10 protein-coding genes are annotated in these 17,535 nt (G+C 63.4%); 5 read left to right on the top strand and 5 right to left on the bottom strand.

Annotated features, from left to right (window positions below):
- Positions 1-313 precede the first annotated feature (313 nt).
- Positions 314-2,341 (top strand): retroviral-like aspartic protease family protein, encoded by a 2,028-nt coding sequence (locus tag BUS42_RS30855; RefSeq protein WP_254053900.1) that lies wholly within the window; start codon positions 314-316, stop codon positions 2,339-2,341.
- 15 nt (positions 2,342-2,356) lie between these two features.
- Here BUS42_RS30855 and BUS42_RS30850 read toward each other — a convergent pair whose 3' ends face one another.
- Positions 2,357-4,861, bottom strand: coding sequence for a protein kinase domain-containing protein (locus tag BUS42_RS30850; protein WP_254053899.1), 2,505 nt, complete (start codon positions 4,859-4,861; stop codon positions 2,357-2,359).
- A 649-nt stretch (positions 4,862-5,510) separates the two neighbouring features.
- Here BUS42_RS30850 and BUS42_RS30845 point away from each other — a divergent pair.
- The 4 genes from BUS42_RS30845 to BUS42_RS30830 are packed head-to-tail and all read left to right on the top strand — an operon-like array spanning position 5,511 to position 11,260.
- The gene (locus tag BUS42_RS30845; protein WP_074313492.1) at positions 5,511-7,004 is read left to right on the top strand and encodes a sodium:solute symporter; all 1,494 of its coding nucleotides are present in this window, start codon (positions 5,511-5,513) and stop codon (positions 7,002-7,004) included.
- Positions 7,005-9,359, top strand: coding sequence for an exo-beta-N-acetylmuramidase NamZ domain-containing protein (locus BUS42_RS30840; protein ID WP_074313490.1), 2,355 nt, complete (start codon positions 7,005-7,007; stop codon positions 9,357-9,359).
- Positions 9,360-9,404: 45 nt separating this feature from the next.
- Positions 9,405-10,322: an N-acetylmuramic acid 6-phosphate etherase gene (gene murQ / locus BUS42_RS30835; protein WP_074313489.1), complete on the top strand. Its 918-nt coding sequence runs from the start codon at positions 9,405-9,407 to the stop codon at positions 10,320-10,322.
- A complete protein-coding gene (locus BUS42_RS30830; protein WP_074313486.1) occupies positions 10,319-11,260 on the top strand; it encodes an N-acetylglucosamine kinase in 942 nt (313 codons plus the stop codon). The genes murQ and BUS42_RS30830 overlap by 4 nt, the downstream gene beginning before the upstream one ends.
- Before the next feature lie 219 nt (positions 11,261-11,479).
- Here the strand turns inward: BUS42_RS30830 and BUS42_RS30825 are convergent, their stop codons facing one another.
- The 4 genes from BUS42_RS30825 to BUS42_RS30810 all read right to left on the bottom strand — a co-directional run bounded on the left by BUS42_RS30825 (position 11,480) and on the right by BUS42_RS30810 (position 17,498).
- Entirely contained in the window at positions 11,480-11,800 is a 321-nt protein-coding gene (locus BUS42_RS30825; protein ID WP_143206579.1) for a hypothetical protein, read from the bottom strand.
- A gap of 212 nt (positions 11,801-12,012) precedes the next feature.
- Entirely contained in the window at positions 12,013-12,708 is a 696-nt protein-coding gene (locus tag BUS42_RS30820) for a hypothetical protein (protein WP_074313482.1), read from the bottom strand.
- Between the two features lie 233 nt (positions 12,709-12,941).
- Entirely contained in the window at positions 12,942-16,307 is a 3,366-nt protein-coding gene (locus tag BUS42_RS30815) for a UTP--glucose-1-phosphate uridylyltransferase (protein ID WP_074313480.1), read from the bottom strand.
- A gap of 219 nt (positions 16,308-16,526) precedes the next feature.
- Entirely contained in the window at positions 16,527-17,498 is a 972-nt protein-coding gene (locus BUS42_RS30810) for a UTP--glucose-1-phosphate uridylyltransferase (RefSeq protein WP_159452317.1), read from the bottom strand.
- Positions 17,499-17,535 lie beyond the last annotated feature (37 nt).

Genomic DNA, 17,535 nt, shown 5'->3' with positions numbered 1-17,535 from the left:
GCGAATTGCCCACGTCCGCTTGGCCTGTGCCCCCCCCCGAAAGTAAACCACTGGAAACGTCCACTTCTCTCTGGAGTCAGGTTCCGATAAAGTTAACTTTGTTCCACGCACCTCCCGGTCCAGGCAAATCGGCTTCCGGTATCGTTGCCAGCCAAAGCGGCGAAACCTTCGGGAGGACTGGTTTCCCCCAGAGTCCGTTCCTTATTGGGTGCGGGCTAAGTGAGGGCGAGCGCTCTTGCACTGTGAACGAAACGCCCCAAGCATCAAGTGACGCCTGAGCTGGCAATTCGGAACGGAACCGGAGCCTCCCCTGATGTCCTCACGATCCCGATCGTTGCTGGTCTTCAGCTCCCTGATTGCCGTGACGACTCTCGTCGGGTTTCTTGCCGGCAGGATGTCGGTCTCAAACCCTCAGCCGCCGATTCCGGTAACGGCCCCCGAGCCGATCCAGACCGACGTGAAGCCGATCCCTCCGGCCGTTGACGTTGCCGTCGTGGAATCGGAGCCCGCGCGGGAGCCAGAGCCAGCGACGGAACCGATTGAGGTCGGGACCGCCGCGCTGGCGACGAGCAAGACGTCGATGCCGGTCGAAAAAAATCAGCCCGAAGTCGTTCGGGCCTCTCCGACTGAAGTGCCAAGACCCGTGGTGATCCCGCCGATGGATCGCCCTGGAACCGCGCCCTCCGAAAGTGACAAGCCACGACCGGATGAGGTACTCACCGCGAAAGGCTTGTCACGATCGGGCCAGGTTTACGTCCTGGCCGCGGAAGACGAGCTCAGAACGCAGGGTCTGCAAGGAATCAGGCAGGCCTCCGCGGAATGGGAGCGGATCGTGGCGAGAATGGAACAGCTCACGATCGCCGCGGCGCGACAATTGAAGGTCTTGCAGGCGTGGGAATATGAATGCCGGCAAGGTTATCAAACCATGGCCGCCCTCCAAGCCAGACAGGTCGAGCGAAAACGACTTCGCGATCAAGCAACTGCGGATTCCCCTCAGAAGGGAACTCCGAATGCGCTAGGCGACAAGTCGTCGAACCTTGAGGACCTGAATGATCAAAGGCAGTGGCAAATCCTCCAATCGCGGAATGTGAGCCTCGAATACCAGGCCGCGGAACTCCAGTTCCAACTCATTCAAGCGCAACGTGAGTACGATCAGCTCGGTTCGATGGCCCTCGCGAAAGAAGGAGAGATCCAGCGGCGCCAGGGAGCGCTGGTCGTCGCGACGGAGTCGGTTCAAAAACGGTATGACGACCTCGCGAACGACCGACAAGTCATCGCAGCACTGGAGGACCTGAATCGGGGGACCGACCTCAAATTTGCACTCGGGCCCGTGGAAAACTACCGATCCAACATCGCGAAAATGCGGTCTGACTTGCTCAAGTCAAAGGACTTGCATGCCTCGAACAAAGGAAAAAGGCTCGTGGTGGGGCTGGATCAGGACATCAATTCGCTCGCGTTCCAGACGAGCACGTTCGAGGATCGGTTAGGAAACGCGTTGGGCAAGCAGAAGGATCAGCAACGCGATGAGGAGTCGCGTCCGAAGCGAGCGGAGGAGTTGGCGGCGACTATCGAGAAACTCGAAGAGCAAGTCGCCAAGGCGACCCAGGCCACCCGCAAGGCGCAATTGACCGCTCAGTTGGCCGGAGCAAAAACCGAGCTGGCGAACTTGCGGAAAGACGAGCAGGAGGTCGCCGAGGTTCGTAAGAAACTCGCCGAGAACGTCGCGACCAATCGGGATGGGTTCGTACAGAATGCCCTCGCCCTTCGCAAGGCGGTGGACGACAGCCAGGAGAAGCACGACCAGTTGGAGAACGACCCCGCGGTCAAGAAGGCGAAAGCGAGGATGAAGGCCATCGTGGTCCCGCTCCCCAAGGGAGCGGTCGACATCCTGAAGCGAGCCGAGAAACTGATCCAGACCGTGGAGCTCCCCTTGGTGGCCGACAAGACGGCCATTCAGGTCGATGCCATCATCAACGGTCAGAGCCAGACGATGGTCGTCGATCCCGCCATTGAGGTTGTCCGCCTCTCCAGAGCGTCTGCCCTCGCGCTCGAGATCGAGTTGAGCGAAGCCTCGCCGGAGTTCGACCTCCTGATGGAGGATGGTCAAACCCTTCGGGCCAAGCGGACGACGATCAAATCCGTGGAGTTGGGACCGTTGAAGATCCCCAACGTCGAGTGCGTCGTGGTGCTCGAAGCCTACGATGCCCCTCCGGTGCTGGGGACCCATTTCCTCAATCAGTTCTCGTACAAGCTCGACCCCGCGGCAGAAACATTAACGCTGACCCAGGTGAACATGATCCCGAAATCCAAGTCTTCCGGACGGTCTCGGTCATCGCGGTGAAGCCGGATTGACGGATCACTCGAGAACGAGGGGAAGTTTCCAGAGTCGGACGAAGCCGTCATCGTCGGAGGTCAGGGCGCGCCGGCCATCCGGAAGCACCGCGACGCCCAACCGCCCCGCGGTCGCATCGAAGCGATGAACCTCGCGATCGTCCTCGACATTCCAGAGGATGAGCCGACCCGCCTTGGTTCCCGAGAGCGCGTGGCGACTATCGGGTAGGAACGCAACGCAGCGGACCTGATCGCGCGGGCCTTCACAACGGCGGATGATCTGTTTGCTGTCGAGGTTCCAGAGGACGATCGCTCCATCGTCGCCCCCCGAGAGGGCGCGATGACCGTCCGGGGAGAAGGCCGCACAGAGCACCTTGGCGGTGCTCTTGAAATCAAACGCCTCATGCGGAGAGAGCCGCTTCCAGACCCGCACGGTCTTGTCCTCGCCCCCGGTCAGCACGCGCTCGCCGTCGGGGGAGAACGCCACCACCGTGACCGCCCCCTCAAGGAGCAGGGAGTAAACCTCGCTGCGTGTCGCGACGTCCCATAAACGGACGGACTTATCACGGCTCCCCGAGAGCGCGTATTTCCCGTCGGGCGAGAGGGCGACACTGTAGATCGGCTGGGTAAAACCCGTGAAGGGGGCGAGTTCCCGGCCGGCCTCCAGATCCCAGAGCCTCATCACCTTGTCGGCACCGCCAGTGAGCGCCAGGCGGTTGTCATGCGAAAAGGCCACGGAGAAAACCGGGCCGTCGTGAACGAAGCGGCGGATCTCGTCCCCGGTCGCGAGGTTCCAGTAGCGAACCGTGCAATCGAGGCCCGCCGACAGGGCATGCTTGCCGTCAGTCGCCACGGCGATGCTCTCCACCAGACGATCCTCGTGGCCCGAGAACCGGCGGATTTCCCCGATCGGCTCGATCGGTTCGGGGACCGCCTTCGTCTCCTCCTGGGTGACGAGGGGTGGCGGGGACGGCTCAGCGCGGGGGGCGATCGCGGATGGAAGAGCAGGGGGAGGCTCGGGAAGAATGGCTTTGGCGGCCGGCTCGGGCCTTGGGCCGACTTGGGACGGATTCGCCGCCACGCTCGGAGCCGGTGGTTCAACTCGCATCCGAGCGACCGCAACCATCAACACGCTCGCCAGGCTGATGGTGAGAACGAGGACCGCGACCCGTCGAAGCAGCCAGGGTCGAGACGGACGCAACGACTTCGTTCCGATCCCGAAGTCAGAGAGCGAGCTGGCGTCGACCAACTTGCTCGGCGGCCAAGCAACCTTCGCAGCGGAGCCGAGGCCTTGGCACGACTGCAAATCGGCGATGAGCTCATCCACCGACTGGTAGCGTGCCTGAGGCGCCTTGGCCATCATCCGCCGTAGTACGGCGTCGAGTGCCAGAGGGAGGTCGGGTTGCGAGTCGTGCAAGGACGGGATCGGCTCCTCACGGTGAGCGATCACCCGCGCCATGAGCGTATCGCCCTGAAAGGGGGGTCTTCCCGTCAGCAGAAAGAAGAGGGTGCAGCCCAGACTGTAGATGTCGGAACGGTGATCGGCGGATCGAGAATTGTACGCCTGTTCGGGGGCCATGAACGCCACGGTGCCCATGATGATGCCGGGGCGAGTCAGTTCCGGGTCGGGCTCGGCGTCCCCCAGGAGGTTCGCCCCCTTGTCCATCCGAGCCAGGCCGAGGTCGAGCACCTTGAGGACCCCGCGCGGGTCAAGCAACAAATTGGAGGGTTTGATATCGCGATGATAGATCCCGCGGGCGTGAGCCGCCCCCAGACCGCGCGCGGCCTGGACGATGCACTCGATGGCCTGGGCAATCGGCAGGGGTCCGCGGTCCTCCACCAGCCGCTTCAGGTCTTTCCCCGCGCTGTACTCCATCGCGAAGAAGTGCAACCCGTTGAATTCATCGGCGTCGAGCACCGCGACGACGTTGGGGTGGCTCACCTTGGCCACGGCCTCGGCCTCGCGATGGAACCGGCGGACGGCCGTCTCATCCTTGGCGAACGAGGGGGGAAGGACCTTCAAGGCCACCACGCGTTTGATCCGCCGGTGGAGCGCCTTGAACACCATCCCCATCCCGCCCGCGCCGAGCTTATCGAGGATGAGGTACTTATCAATGACCAGCCCCTTGGATTTCCCCTGGAGCAGCGCCCCGGCCTGGTATTCGGTCAAACGCTTGAACCGCACCAATCCCCGGGCGAGCTCCTCGGGATTCGTCGGATCGAGGTCGGCCGGGAACCGCTTGAGGAGTTCGTCGAGCTCGGCTTGCTCGATCAGCTCGAGCCGAACCAGCGAGTTCATCAAGGTCTCCGCACTCACGAATCGGCTCAGACCCGATTCGCCAGCCCCCGGCCCTTGCCCCCTGGGCAAACCCGCGCGCTCGCGAAATGAAACGGTCTCGCACAGGTCGTACCACGCAAGGGCCTCGACCGATCGGTCCGAGACATCGCCATCGGTCCGCCGAACAACCTCCCCCCAGCGCGGTAATTTGACCGTGGTTCCCGATTGGTCGTCGTAAAACAGACCCTGCATGCAAGGCACGCAAAGCCCAAGCGGTGCATCATCGGGCAATGGGTTGTGGCATTTCGGGCACACGGAGGCTGGCGGCATCGGTGCTCCCTCGAACCCGACCTCTCAGCGAAAAAAGCAAACGTCCGGCATTCAAGGAATTGTCGCAACCACGCCTTGTTTTGCCAACCGGATGGCGTCGAAGCGATCGTTCTTGATGACGGGGCTTCAAACCTTACAGATCGTGCGCGAGAAACATGGCTGATTTCTTGCAGGGTGGGCACGGCCCACCAGGTTTCGCCCTGAGAACCAAGAGAGCCCCGGTCCCGCAAGCCTCTTGTCAAACGGCGTGGGGCAAGCTGAAGCCGACCCGCCCCCACAAGAAAACAGAGATGGCGGGCCGTGCCCACCCTACAAGATTTAGAAAGCTGTTTAATTATGCAAACGCAAACCATCTGAGTCCCGGACGATTTGCGAGAGGGGGTAATCGATTGATCTTGCATAACGAAAAAGGGGGCCACGAATTCACAAGTCGAGTGCAATCCCAACGCGGTCGGCTCACGGGGTGTAATTGTAAATTCGCGCTTCGCCGTGGTAAATTAAGACCCTTCCGACGTGTTCGGGCGGAGGCATTCGCTCACCTCCCTGGACACGTCTCCGCACCGGAGTCGTCATGCACCCATTCGATCTGGGGGTGATCGTTGTTTACATCATCGGCTGTACTGCATTGGGGGCCTGGCTTGGCTCTGGTTCCAAGGGCCTGAAGGGTTATTTCCTCGGCGAGAGTAATATTCCCGGCTGGGCGGTGATGATCTCCATCGTCGCCACCGAGACGAGCGCCGTGACGTTCTTGAGCGTGCCAGGCATTGCCTACCGCGGCAACATGACCTTCCTGCAACTCGCGATCGGCTACATTCTCGCGCGATTCTTCGTCGCAATCGTCCTGCTCCCGGCCTACTTCAAGGGAGAGATTTTTACCGCCTACCAGGTGCTTCAGGAACGGTTCGGAGGCGCGACCCAGAAGGCGGCGTCGGTCCTGTTCCTGGTCACGCGAACGGTCGCTTCCGGACTCCGGCTCTTCCTCGCCGCCAAAGTGCTCCGGCAGATGTATCTCGCCACCCAGGGTTACCCGGTCCCCTCAGGCTGGGAAATGCCAGGCGCGATCATCACGATCGGGCTATTCACAATCGGCTACACATATCTGGGTGGGATCAAGGCAGTCGTCTGGACCGACGTGCTCCAGTTCTTCATCTACATCCTCGGCGGGATCGTGGCACTTGCGATCCTGGTCGGCGAGGTTCCCGGGGGATGGACGACCATTCTGAAGGAAGGGATGGCCGCGAACAAGTTCCGGGTGTTCGACTTCACCCCGGATCTGACGATCGCCTACGGTTTCTGGGCCGGGCTGATTGGTGCCCTGGTCCTCGACACCGGGTCGCACGGGGTCGATCAGATGATGGTCCAGCGTTACCTCTCCGCACGTTCGCAGCGTGAGGCCGCCTGGGCCCTGATCGCCAGCGGCGGGGTGATCCTCCTTCAGTTCGCCCTTTTCCTGGTGATCGGGGTCGGGCTCTTCGTGCTCTATCAGCACTCACCCCCACCCGTCCTCCCCACGAAGGACGAAGAGTTTGCCTCATTCATCATCCGCTACCTCCCCACCGGCGTGCTCGGCCTGGTGATCGCGGCGATCTTGTCCGTCACGATGAGCACGGTCTCGGGCGCCCTCAGCGCCTCGGCCTCGTCGACGGTCAACGACCTCTATCGCCCGCTCTTCCCCAAAACCGAGGAACGAAATCTGCTGCGACTGTCGAAGGGGCTGACCGCCTTCTGGGGCATCGTCCAGATCGGCGTGGCCATCGCCGCCATCAGCTTGGAGAAGGCGGTCGTCGACAACGCGTTGGCGGTCGCCGGCTTCGTCACCGGAATCTTGCTCGGCCTGTTCCTGCTCGGCCTGGTCTCTCGGAGCGCGGGGCAGGCCTCGGCCTTCATCGGCATGCTCGCGGGCCTGGTCGCCGTCTCGTTCGCCGCCTTCGGCACGAAGCTGGCCTATCCCTGGTACGCCTTGGTCGGCTCGACCACCGTGGTCGCCGTCGGCATGGCGGTGAGCCTCGTGATGCCCGCCGCACCCCGGAAAATCATCGATCCGAACCTCCAGAACGAGATTTGAATGATGAATGCCGCTCGCCTCTTTCTGCTATTTTCCCTCCTCGCCAGCCCACTCGCCGCGCGGGCCGCGCTTCCGGAAGCCGAGCCCAGCGCGGTCGGACTCGACGCGGCGCGGCTGGCCCGGATCGACCAGGCCGTCGAGCGTGCGATCAAACGTAAGGAGGTCTCGGGCGCGGTCGTGCTCGTCGGCCGCCGCGGGAAAGTCGCCTACGTCAAAGCGTACGGCCAGCGCAGCGTCGAACCGACCGCCGAGACAATGACACGCGACACGATCTTCGACATGGCGTCGCTCACCAAGCCGGTGGCCACCGCAACCTCCGTGATGCGCCTCGTCGAGCAAGGCAAGATCAAGCTGGGCGACTCGATCGTCACCTATCTCCCCGAGTTCGACAACCACGGCAAAAAGGCGATCACCGTCGAGCATCTGCTCCGCCATCGGACCGGCCTGATCGCGGACAACCCGATCAAGGACTACGCCGACGGAACCGACAAGGCCTGGGAGCGAATCGCTGAGCAGGAGCTCCACTCCACGCCCGGCGAGCGTTTCCTCTATAGCGACGTCAACTACCTGGTCCTGGGACGCCTGGTGGAACGGGTCTCGGGCAAACCCCTGAATGAGTACGCCCACGCGTCGATCTTCGAGCCGCTCGGCATGGCCGACAGCCGGTACGCTCCCCTGGCGGACGGGAACAAGCCGAATCCCGCGATCGACCTCGCGCGGTGCGCTCCGACCGAGAAGGAAGAGGGGAGCTGGATCCGCGGAGTGGTTCACGACCCGAGGGCGCGCGCCCTCGGCGGCGTCGCGGGCCACGCCGGATTGTTCAGTACGGCCGACGACATGGCAATCTATGCTCAAATGCTCCTCGACGGCGGTAAGGGACAGGACGGCAAAGCTGTTCTCGCGCCGGAGACGGTCCAGGCGATGATCGACCCGGGCAATACACCTGCCCGACAACGTCGAGGACTCGGTTGGGACGTGGAAACACCGTTCAGCCATCCCCGCGGGCGCGGTTTTGGTGCCGGCAGCTTCGGCCATACCGGGTTCACCGGCACGTCGATCTGGGTCGATCCCGCGACCCAAACCTACGTGATCATCCTGACCAGTCGGCTCCACCCGTTCGGTGCCAAAGGAAACTCCGGTCCGATCCGCACCGAGGTCGCCACTCTGGCGTCGGCCGCGATCCTCGATCGCCCCAAGGCTCCAGAGTCGGGGGAGACCCACCTGCATCCGGTCGACTGCGGAATCGACATGCTCGTGAAGTCGAAGTTCGAGTCCCTCCGGGGCAAGCGGGTCGGGCTCGTCACCAACCACACGGGCCGGACCAAGGACGGCGTCCCGACGATCGACGTCCTCGCCAATGCTCCTGAGGTCAAGCTCGTCGCGCTGTTCAGCCCCGAGCACGGGATCCGCGGCCTGGTCGATGCCGAGGTCGGCGATAGTAAGGACGAAAAGACCGGCCTGCCGATCCTGAGTCTCTACGGGAAAACGCGGAAGCCGTCGAAAGAGAACCTCGAGGGCATCGACGTCCTCGTCTACGACATCCAGGACGTGGGGGTCCGCTTCTACACCTACATCAGCACTCTCGGTTTGATCGTCGAGGCCGCCAAGGAGAACGGGATCCCGCTCATCGTCCTCGACCGCCCGAACCCGATCGGCGGCGTCGCGGTCTCGGGCCCGGTCCGCGATGATGGCTTCGAGGCGTTCATCGCCCATCACGCGATTCCGGTCCGCCACGGCATGACCGTCGGGGAACTGGCCCGGCTCTTCAATGCCGAGCGGAAGATCGGGGCCGACCTCACCGTGATCGCCTGCGAAGGCTGGCGGCGCGAGGATCTCCTCGACTGGACGGGCCTGACCTGGATCAACCCGTCGCCGAACATGAGGAGCCTGACCGAGGCGCTCCTGTACCCCGGAGTCGGCCTGCTGGAAGCGACCAACCTGGCCACCGGTCGCGGAACCGACACCCCGTTCGAGCGTCTGGGCGCCCCTTGGATCGACGCCCGCGAGTTTTCCGCGGCCCTCAACGGCCGCGGCCTCCCCGGCGTTCGATTCGTGCCCAACCAGTTCACTCCGAAAGAGCGGCAGTACGCGGGCAAAGAATGCGGTGGCGTGCAGATTTTCATTACCTCCCGAGACCAGTTCGATCCCCTCGCCCTGGGAATCGAACTGGCCGTGGTGCTGCGTGAGCTCTACCCCGAGAGCTGGGAGCACGACGGCCTCCTCAAATTCATCGCCGATCGGGCGTCCTACAACGCGCTCCTGAAAGGTGAAGACGGCAAGGCCATCCGCGCGCTCTGGGAAGAGGAGCTGGCCCAGTTCCGCACGATCCGCGAGCACTATCTTCTGTACAAATGATTTTATTGGATCTTTTTTTGATTCGCACGAGAGAGACAGCGTCCCATGCTTCTTGAAGATCGTTTACTGACCGAGGCGAGGAATCCCGAGTCCGAGGCCGTGGACCGGCTGAGCGCGCGGGATCTCGTCGCCTTGATGATTACCGAGGACGCCAAGGCGGTCGAAGCCGTACGCGCGGAGTCGGACGCGATCGCGACCGCAATCGAGTGGGCGGCCGATCGATTCGGACGGGGTGGGCGGCTGATTTATGTCGGGGCGGGAACTTCGGGACGGCTGGGGGTCCTTGATGCGTCCGAGTGCCCGCCGACCTTCAGCGTTCCTCCTTCGATGGTGGTCGGCCTGATTGCGGGGGGGCCGACCGCGTTGACTCGAGCCGTGGAAGGGGCCGAGGATGACCCGGCCCAAGGGGCCGCCGACTTGCTGGCGCTTTCGATCACGGCCCTCGATCTGGTCGTCGGCATCGCCTCGTCGGGCCGCACCCCGTACGTGCTGGGTGCGGTCGAACAGGCGAAGGCCCTGGGCGCTTCGACCGTCGGGATCGCCTGCAATCGACCGAGCTTGCTCGGAGCGCAGGTCGACCTCGAGATCGCACTCCTGGTCGGTCCCGAGGTGATCACCGGCTCGACCCGCCTGAAGTCGGGAACGGCCACCAAGCTCGTGCTGAACATGATCACGACCGGGGCGATGGTTCGGATCGGCAAGACCTTCGGCAACCAGATGATCGACTTGCAGCCGAGCAATGAGAAGCTTCGGATCAGAACGCGGCGGATCCTGCGCGAGATCGCGGGACTCGACGATGAACAGGCGGCCGACTTGCTCCGACGCTCCTCGGGCCAGTTGAAGCGTGCCTTGGTGGCAGCGATGGCCGGCGTGGAGCCCGACCAGGCCCAGGCCCTTCTCGACTCGCACGGCGGCCAGGTCCGCGCGGCGGTCATGGCACAAACCGGGGTCGACCCGCGATGACGTCTCCCCTCCTGATCGGAATCGACGGCGGTGGCACCTCGACATCGGCCTGGTTGGCCGATGCCTCGGGCAAGGTTCTCGGGCGCGGGCTGGCCGGTCCGTCGAACATCAAGACGGTCGGCCCCGTGGCCGCGCGGTGGGCGCTCGACCAGGCGATCGCCTTGGCCTTCGCGGAATCGGGTCTGTCCCAGCGGCCCGTCGCGGCGGCCTGCCTCGGACTCGCCGGCTTCGACCGCGCCGCCGATCGCGAGGTGCTCAACTCCTGGAATGGGGAATCGCGCTGGTCGAACCACCTGGTGTTCGCCAACGACGGCGAGCTCGTGATCGCCGCGGGAACCCCCGAAGGGTGGGGACTCGGGGTCATCGCGGGCACCGGTTCGATCGCCGTCGGTCGAACGGCCGATGGCCGGTCGGCTCGAGCCGGTGGCTGGGGCCCCCTCCTGGGTGACGAAGGGAGTGGTTACGCGGTGGCCTTGCAGGCGCTCCGCATGGTCGCCCGCCGCTTCGACGGCCGCGACAACCAACCGCACCCTGCCGACGCCCTCACGGACCAGCTCTGCCACGCGCTTGGCATCGATAGTCCCACCCGGCTCGTCGCCACAATCTATTCGCCCGACTTCGATCGCGCGCGGATCGCGGCGCTCGCGGCCGACGTCATTGCGGCGGCCGAAGATGATCCCGAGATCGAACGCGTCCTGCTCGAACCGGCCGGTCGCGAACTCGCCGAGGCCGTCGCCGCCGTGGCCAAGGCGCTGGGATGGCCGAACGGCCACATCCATCTCGCCTTGGCCGGAGGGTTTCTCCTGTCCTCGAACTCGGTTTCCTCAAGTCTCCTGGCGCATCTCAAGAGCCTCGGATACCAGGTCGAAACCACCTACGTCAACCAGCCCGTCCAGGGCGCCCTGCTCCTGGCCCAGCGCTCGCTCAGCCAAGCTTAATCGCAAAAGGGACAGGCGTAGTGCCTGTCCCTTTTTCTTTTTCGCTCGGTATGCATCCCGGCCGTTCCATGCCTCAAAGATGCTCAGGCCGCCGCATCCAGGTCAAGTACCGGGACGTGAAGGTTTACCGGGGAGGGGACCGCGCCGGGCTACCCGACTGATTCCACGACCGGAATTCTAACGATGGTCTCTCCTGGGTGCCTCGGAACATCTTGGAGGTCAGGTTGTCACAAACTTCTGCTGGATTGCCTCACACAGAGTCGTGAATTTGCGGTTGTTACCGGCGATCCGGTCGATGAAAATGTCGTCGTAGCTGCACATTATGGCAAACTGGATATTGCCGAATTGGACCTTAATGCCGACCTCCACCAACTTGCCGTAGCCGGGTGATGGCCAGCCGGGATCGAGGATCGAGACGTTATCGAAACCCTCGATCCAACCCAGGATTTCGACGGCGACATCCATCGAGTAGCGGCCTGGCGTCTTGAGCCAAAGTTTCCGCCCAGGCGTCCAATCCTCGACCAAGACCTCGTTAGCCACGGCAACTCCGATCAGCCTCACGGCCAAGCACAGCGTCCCGTCTCGTCGAGTCAAAGCCACGATAGCGGCGCAAGACCAGGTTCGGCACCGACTCGGCGACCCGCAGCCGATTCGTCGAACGAATGCTCACGATCATCGAATCCTGCCGCCCACCGCTCAGGCGACATGCCCCCTCGCTCATCCCCACTAGGGCGTGAACAGTTTCAAATACTTTAACGCGTAGCTTCCAGCGCAAAGTACATCTTGAGCGTCGGGTCGGGCTGGGTCCGTGAGTACATCAGGCCCAAGAAGATGCCCGGGCCGACCTCGCGGATTTCATCGCGGTAGGGAGCATAGAGGCGGGACGTCTGGCTATAGTCGAGAATGAGCGAAGGCCGGCCATCCAACCAGCTTTGATCCTGGTAGACATTAGCCTTGATGACTTTCAAGCCGAAAAAACGGTTCACCGCCATCGGCTGCTCATTCTTGAAAATCTTACCTTGCCACATCAACCTGGCCACCTTGGACGCCGGCCGTGTCAGTCCCGTGCCTGGATAGAGGATGACTCGCCCCTTCACCTTGCCGACGGGCATCGGTGCGGCGCCCGAACTCTGGTACAAAACGTCGAGCGCCCCACGATCCATTCGGAGCAACTGATCAATGGATGTAATCGGCACGGCCGTATTGCTCAACGAGTTTGATATCCCATTCCAGCCCGTACCGGGTTCGATCCGCTCCGACTGAGGTGATGCCAGCGGCACTCCCACTCCGGCAAGTTCGGGACGAGCCGGAGCGAGTGGCCCGCTGGAACTCAATTCCGGGTGGATGTTCACACCTTGCCCGAATCCCGACGATCCCGAGAGCAACGCGACGACCAGGCCAACCGTGCGTACGCTCCCCACGCCGACTCGCCGATTTCGGCGTGCCATCCCTTGCCTCCCTCTGAACGACCATTCCCTGTGAGACGTGGCCGTTGGGTCGTTCGATCGATCCAACGAGACTGCCCAGCTTTGGGGCTGCCAGCGCACGCCAACGACTGCCGACTGTTTTGGGATATCGGCCAGTCCTCTCCCGGTCTTAACCGGGTCGAAAAAGACGGAATCCTGAGCCGCAAAGAGCCTACAAACCGCCTTCGCATCAAAGAAGGCATCCACGCCGCAAATTACGCGTCGAAGTCGCAAATCGATTGAACGTATTCCCGGCTTCCGTCGTTCGCCCACCCGTCGAGCTGGGCGGTATCCTTGAGCTGTTGTCCGCGCTGGCGATCGACGGCGAGGAACGAGCAGGGCAAGTCGGGAAGTGAGGTCAGATCGCCCCAGAGCTTCTCGAACTGGGCGACCGGGAACACATCCTCCTGGCCATGACCCCAGCGCCGCTTGACGTCCTTGATCGTCACGTAGGTCGGTACCCGCGCGGCCATTGTACGGACGGCGGCGGCGACTTTGGTGTCGTTGGCGTTCAAGTCGGCACGGCTGAGCTGAAACGCATCGAGCAATGAGTCAATATGGACCCATGTCGTGTTCGAGCTGTAGTACCGCAGCGCGAACTCGGTATCCTCGCGCGGCTGGGCCAGCCCCTCGAGCAGGCGTAGCCGGCCGCCCACGCGAGCGAGGCCACCGCCCCGGTCGTCGATCCGACGGGCAATGACTTCAAAGCCCAGGGTCGACTTCGACTCGATCGCCAGACCGAGCACGGTCGGATCGAGATGCACCCCCAAGGTGTCGATGTTGTGGACCATCAGCCAGTTGAGGTTGGGGTGCTCCGCGATCAGCCGGGCAAGAACGCCGTTGCGCAGCAGGTTCGGCACCTCGTAGAAGTGGCCGGGAGGGTTAAACCGCTGGATCGGGACGTTGTCGACGTAGTCGGTCCCTTCTCCACGGCCCCGCGCCCAGTCGAGGATCGCGCGACGGCTGGCGTCGCGGACTTTCTGCTTGTTCTCGTCGAGCGTTTCGTGGGCCCCTTCCTCCCAGAGGAACGAGAGATCGCGATCCATCGGTATCAAGCGCTGTCCGATCGACTGGCCGCGTGACAGGTAGACCGGACCATCGTGGCCGTAGTTCGCCGAACGGCTCAAGTGCCGTTCGATGGCCGCATGGGTGAGGTAGCTGGTCGTGACCACGTGGGGGATCGCGACTTCGAACCGCCGTTGCGACTTTCGGGTCTTGGCCAGATGGAGTTCCAGAAAGCTGCGATGCCGGCCCGCCAGCATCACGAACGGGTTGATCGCCTTGACGACCCCCGCGCCGGTGGTCCAGCGACTACCGACCCCCGCGGCGAGCGTCACGACGGCCACCTCGCCGTGCCGGAGTGCCTGGACGCCGTTCCGGATCAGCTCCGGCGCCGTCGACTCCTCGCGGGCGAAGATCAGGTCGGAGTCCTCGACGTCACGAATGTCTGTCGCGATCGGGAGGCGGTTGAGCGCCAGGCCGATCCGGCCGCGCTGAAGATCCTCGCGAAGCTGCACGTGCTGGACCGGGTCGAAGCCATTCTCGCGGCGAATCCGCTCCGAGTCCTGATCCCACGAGTTCGCGGTCGAGTCGGCCGCGGCTTGGGTGACCGGGAAAAGGTTGTTAATCATCGTCCGGAAGACGCGGAGCAACTCGCTGGTATCGCGGCTCTGGTTCGCGAAATGGTCGACGTCCGACATCCGCAACGGGTCGAGCGCACCGGTCCCCGCGGCGATCATCCGCGGGACCTGGAGCGTGTAATACCGCGACGGCATCATCGCGGCTGCGCCACACTGGAGTGCGGCGAACGTGCCGAACGGGTTGACCCGAAATCCGTAGACGACCGGCTCCATCGCGAACGGCATCGCGTCGTCGAGCGCAGCCTTCGCTCGCGCCATGATCTCGGCGATTTCGCCACGGAACGCGGCCTGTCGATGCGGGGCGACGAAAAAGCCCATGCCCCCTCCCGACATTCCGCCGAGCATCAAGAACCCCCAAAAGTCGTCTCCCAGGGTCTCCTTCGCCTCGCGAATGATCGTCTCGGTGAACTGGTTACTGACCCACGGGATGATCCGCTTGAGCGGCCCTTCCCAGTTGCGCGTGGTCAGCGCTCCGACGGCCCGCACGTCGGCTCGCTTGACGGCCTGGACGATCGCCTCGAAAATCTCGAGTGCCTCCTGCCTCGCCTCCCACTCCTCACCGCTGCGCAGGAGGTATTTTTCCGTCACCATGTTCAGGATCGGCCCGACGTTCTGCGCCATGCCGCCGTGGACCAACACCAGGCTCTCCGCCAGCGCCTCCTGGAATTGCGCGAGTGCCGAATCACCCGCACTGCCGTCGAGCAGCTCGTATTCAGGGAGCAGACGGCCCCGGCTCACCCCTTTTTCCGGGTCCGACTCGCTCGCCGGAACGCCGTGGATGACTTTGACCCCGGGGAAGGTTCCTCCCGAGTCCTGCCAACCTCCACCGGACCCGCCGATCCATTCGCCGAGGATCGCGCGGGCCACCACCACGCGCGCTGCTTCCGGGTCGAGTGGGCCGGTCAAGTTCCTCGTCTGGCCCGTGGCGCGCATCAGGAGGCTGATCAACGAGGCCAGCAGATTCGTCGACACGGCCAGCCGCGATCCCTTGGGGATATCGTTGACCTTGCTCACGACTTCCAGGCCGTAGCCGGGCCGGACGATGTGCCCGAGCAGCTCGTCGAGCCGGTTCGCGGTGCCTTCGAACGACGGAGGGACCAAACCCGAGGCAATGACCCCGGCCTTGATCAGGCCCAGATAGTCGTTGCCGAAGTTGAAGAGCTCCTCAAGCGTCGTCACATCCTTGCATGCGTTTAAGTCGATACTCGTCAGCCGGAGCAACGGCTCGGGGATGGCGCGGACATAGGTCTCGATCGGCGGCCGAGGGTGCTCGTCACGGCCGTGGACGCCCAGGTCGACCGAGATGTTCAGGACGCGGGCCCCCTCGGGAAAATCCATGCCGAGGAAAAAGATGTCGGACCAGGCGCTGTGGGAGAGGTCGAGCCGGACCGGGGTGCGTTCCACCAGAATCGGGAAGAGCGACTGATCCGAGTCGCGCTCCAACAGCGTGGGATGAAGCCGGAGCGGTTGCTCGTCGGCTTGGCCGACCCGGAACATCCAACGATTGCCGCGGCAGCTCCGGACCGAGCGGCGCACCTGGTCGGCGAGCGTCTGATAGGTCAGTTGCTCATAGGATTGCGCCAAGGCACTGGCAATCGCACCATTCGGCCGTTCGCGATCCATCGACCCGCGAAACGAGGCGATCGCCTGTTCGAACCGCCGCCCCATCAAATCCTTGAACCCGTCGAACGGGATGTGGCCCGTTTCGCGCAGGCCCGCGTCGTCCTGGAGCGCATAGCGATAGATCGCGTGGAGAAACATCGAGGCACGAACCCGTTCGTACAGGTTCTCAGCCGACTGGCGGAACGTTTCCAGATCCTCGCAGGCGAGGAGGATCTCCTCGGTCGAAGCCCCCGCGATCAGGTCGCGGACCGAGCGATTGCGAACGCTCGGGTCAGAGCTCGTGATGGTGTCGATCAGCAGCGATCCGCGAAAACTCATGAGCCGCCCTAGAGCCTATCTCAGTAGGCCGATTTGAGGCCAATCGCGAGGGAAGTCCGAGTGCTGAAGGTTCCCGACTCGGAACCTGAAAGCCACCGGCCCAGGGGTTCCCGCACCGGTTCCGAGCGTGTTATCCGTTGGCAACCCGCGGCCAGCCGATCCTCAAACAACGCGAGGCATTCCATTCCAGTCTTCACTCGGCCAAGCGAGCGGGTCCCCTCAAAGCGCCTGGTCCGAAACGACGTGGTTTTGTTCGATCCGCACGATCGACTCGAGCAGACCGGCAAGCATTCGCTCACGGTCCGCGCCGGCGAGCGCCAGGGCGATCTGCGCTTCAACAAACCCGAACTTCACACCGAGGTTGTATCGCGAACCGCGGGTCTCGAGTGCCAGGTATTTCTCCCGACGCGCAAGCTCATTCAGAGCTGTGGTCAGTTGAATCTGCCCCTGCTCCCGCACATCGGTCCTGACGAGGTGATCGAGCAGGTCGAAGACCGCGGGGCTCAGCACGTGAATACCGAAGAAACAGAGGTAGTGCCCCGCACGAAGGCCGGGCACCTGGAGCCTCAATTCGGCCAGCGTCGGGTTCGGCTTCTCGATAATCTCATCGATCGCGTAGACGGCCGGCAGGTCATGCCGCCGTTTCCCGGTCAGCGTACCGTACTGGTGAATCAGATGTTCCCGGGTCGCCTGCACCCCGGAGACCGAGCAGCCTTCGTCCGCCACCAGGTCGATCAGTTGCCGGGCGCAACGCCTCGTCTCGCTCGAGATATAGAGGTGGTCACCCAGCAGCAAGAGAAAGGGAGCGTCGGCGACGAACTCGCGGGCGCACCAGACCGCGTGGCCGTACCCTTCAGGCTCGGGCTGAACGGCGAACCGAAGCCGTTGCTCCAGGTCGTCAAGTCGGCGTGCTTGTTCCTCGGCCCACTCGAAACCTCGGAATGAAGACCGCAAGTTCTGCGCGTAATTGCGGAAATGGCTTCGGTAGACCGACTCGTCACCCGGAGCGCTGACGATGCAGATCTCTTCGATCCCGCTCTCGATGGCCTCTTCGGCGATGATCTGGAGGATCGGCTTGGTCAGCCCGTCACGATCGACCAGCGGTAGCATTGCTTTTTGCACGGTATCGGAGGCCGGATACTGCCGGGCTCCCCGGCCGGCCGCCGTGATAACCGCCTTGGTGATCTGCACGTCGCGTGATCCTCTCGTCCGATTCTCGAAGCACGAG

It is taken from the genome of Singulisphaera sp. GP187, from assembly GCF_900129635.1.
Classification (GTDB): domain Bacteria; phylum Planctomycetota; class Planctomycetia; order Isosphaerales; family Isosphaeraceae; genus Singulisphaera.
Note: the sequence above shows the minus strand (reverse complement) of the source record. Positions and strands in the feature narration are given on the sequence as shown.

Bases quoted from the DNA above. Each gene is read 5' to 3' on its own strand.
- BUS42_RS30855 (WP_254053900.1), top strand. From the start codon at position 314: ATGTCCTCACGATCCCGATCGTTGCTGGTCTTCAGCTCCCTGATTGCC.
- BUS42_RS30850 (WP_254053899.1), bottom strand. From the start codon at position 4,861: ATGCAGGGTCTGTTTTACGACGACCAATCGGGAACCACGGTCAAATTA.
- BUS42_RS30845 (WP_074313492.1), top strand. From the start codon at position 5,511: ATGCACCCATTCGATCTGGGGGTGATCGTTGTTTACATCATCGGCTGT.
- BUS42_RS30840 (WP_074313490.1), top strand. From the start codon at position 7,005: ATGATGAATGCCGCTCGCCTCTTTCTGCTATTTTCCCTCCTCGCCAGC.
- murQ (WP_074313489.1), top strand. From the start codon at position 9,405: ATGCTTCTTGAAGATCGTTTACTGACCGAGGCGAGGAATCCCGAGTCC.
- BUS42_RS30830 (WP_074313486.1), top strand. From the start codon at position 10,319: ATGACGTCTCCCCTCCTGATCGGAATCGACGGCGGTGGCACCTCGACA.
- BUS42_RS30820 (WP_074313482.1), bottom strand. From the start codon at position 12,708: ATGGCACGCCGAAATCGGCGAGTCGGCGTGGGGAGCGTACGCACGGTT.
- BUS42_RS30815 (WP_074313480.1), bottom strand. From the start codon at position 16,307: ATGAGTTTTCGCGGATCGCTGCTGATCGACACCATCACGAGCTCTGAC.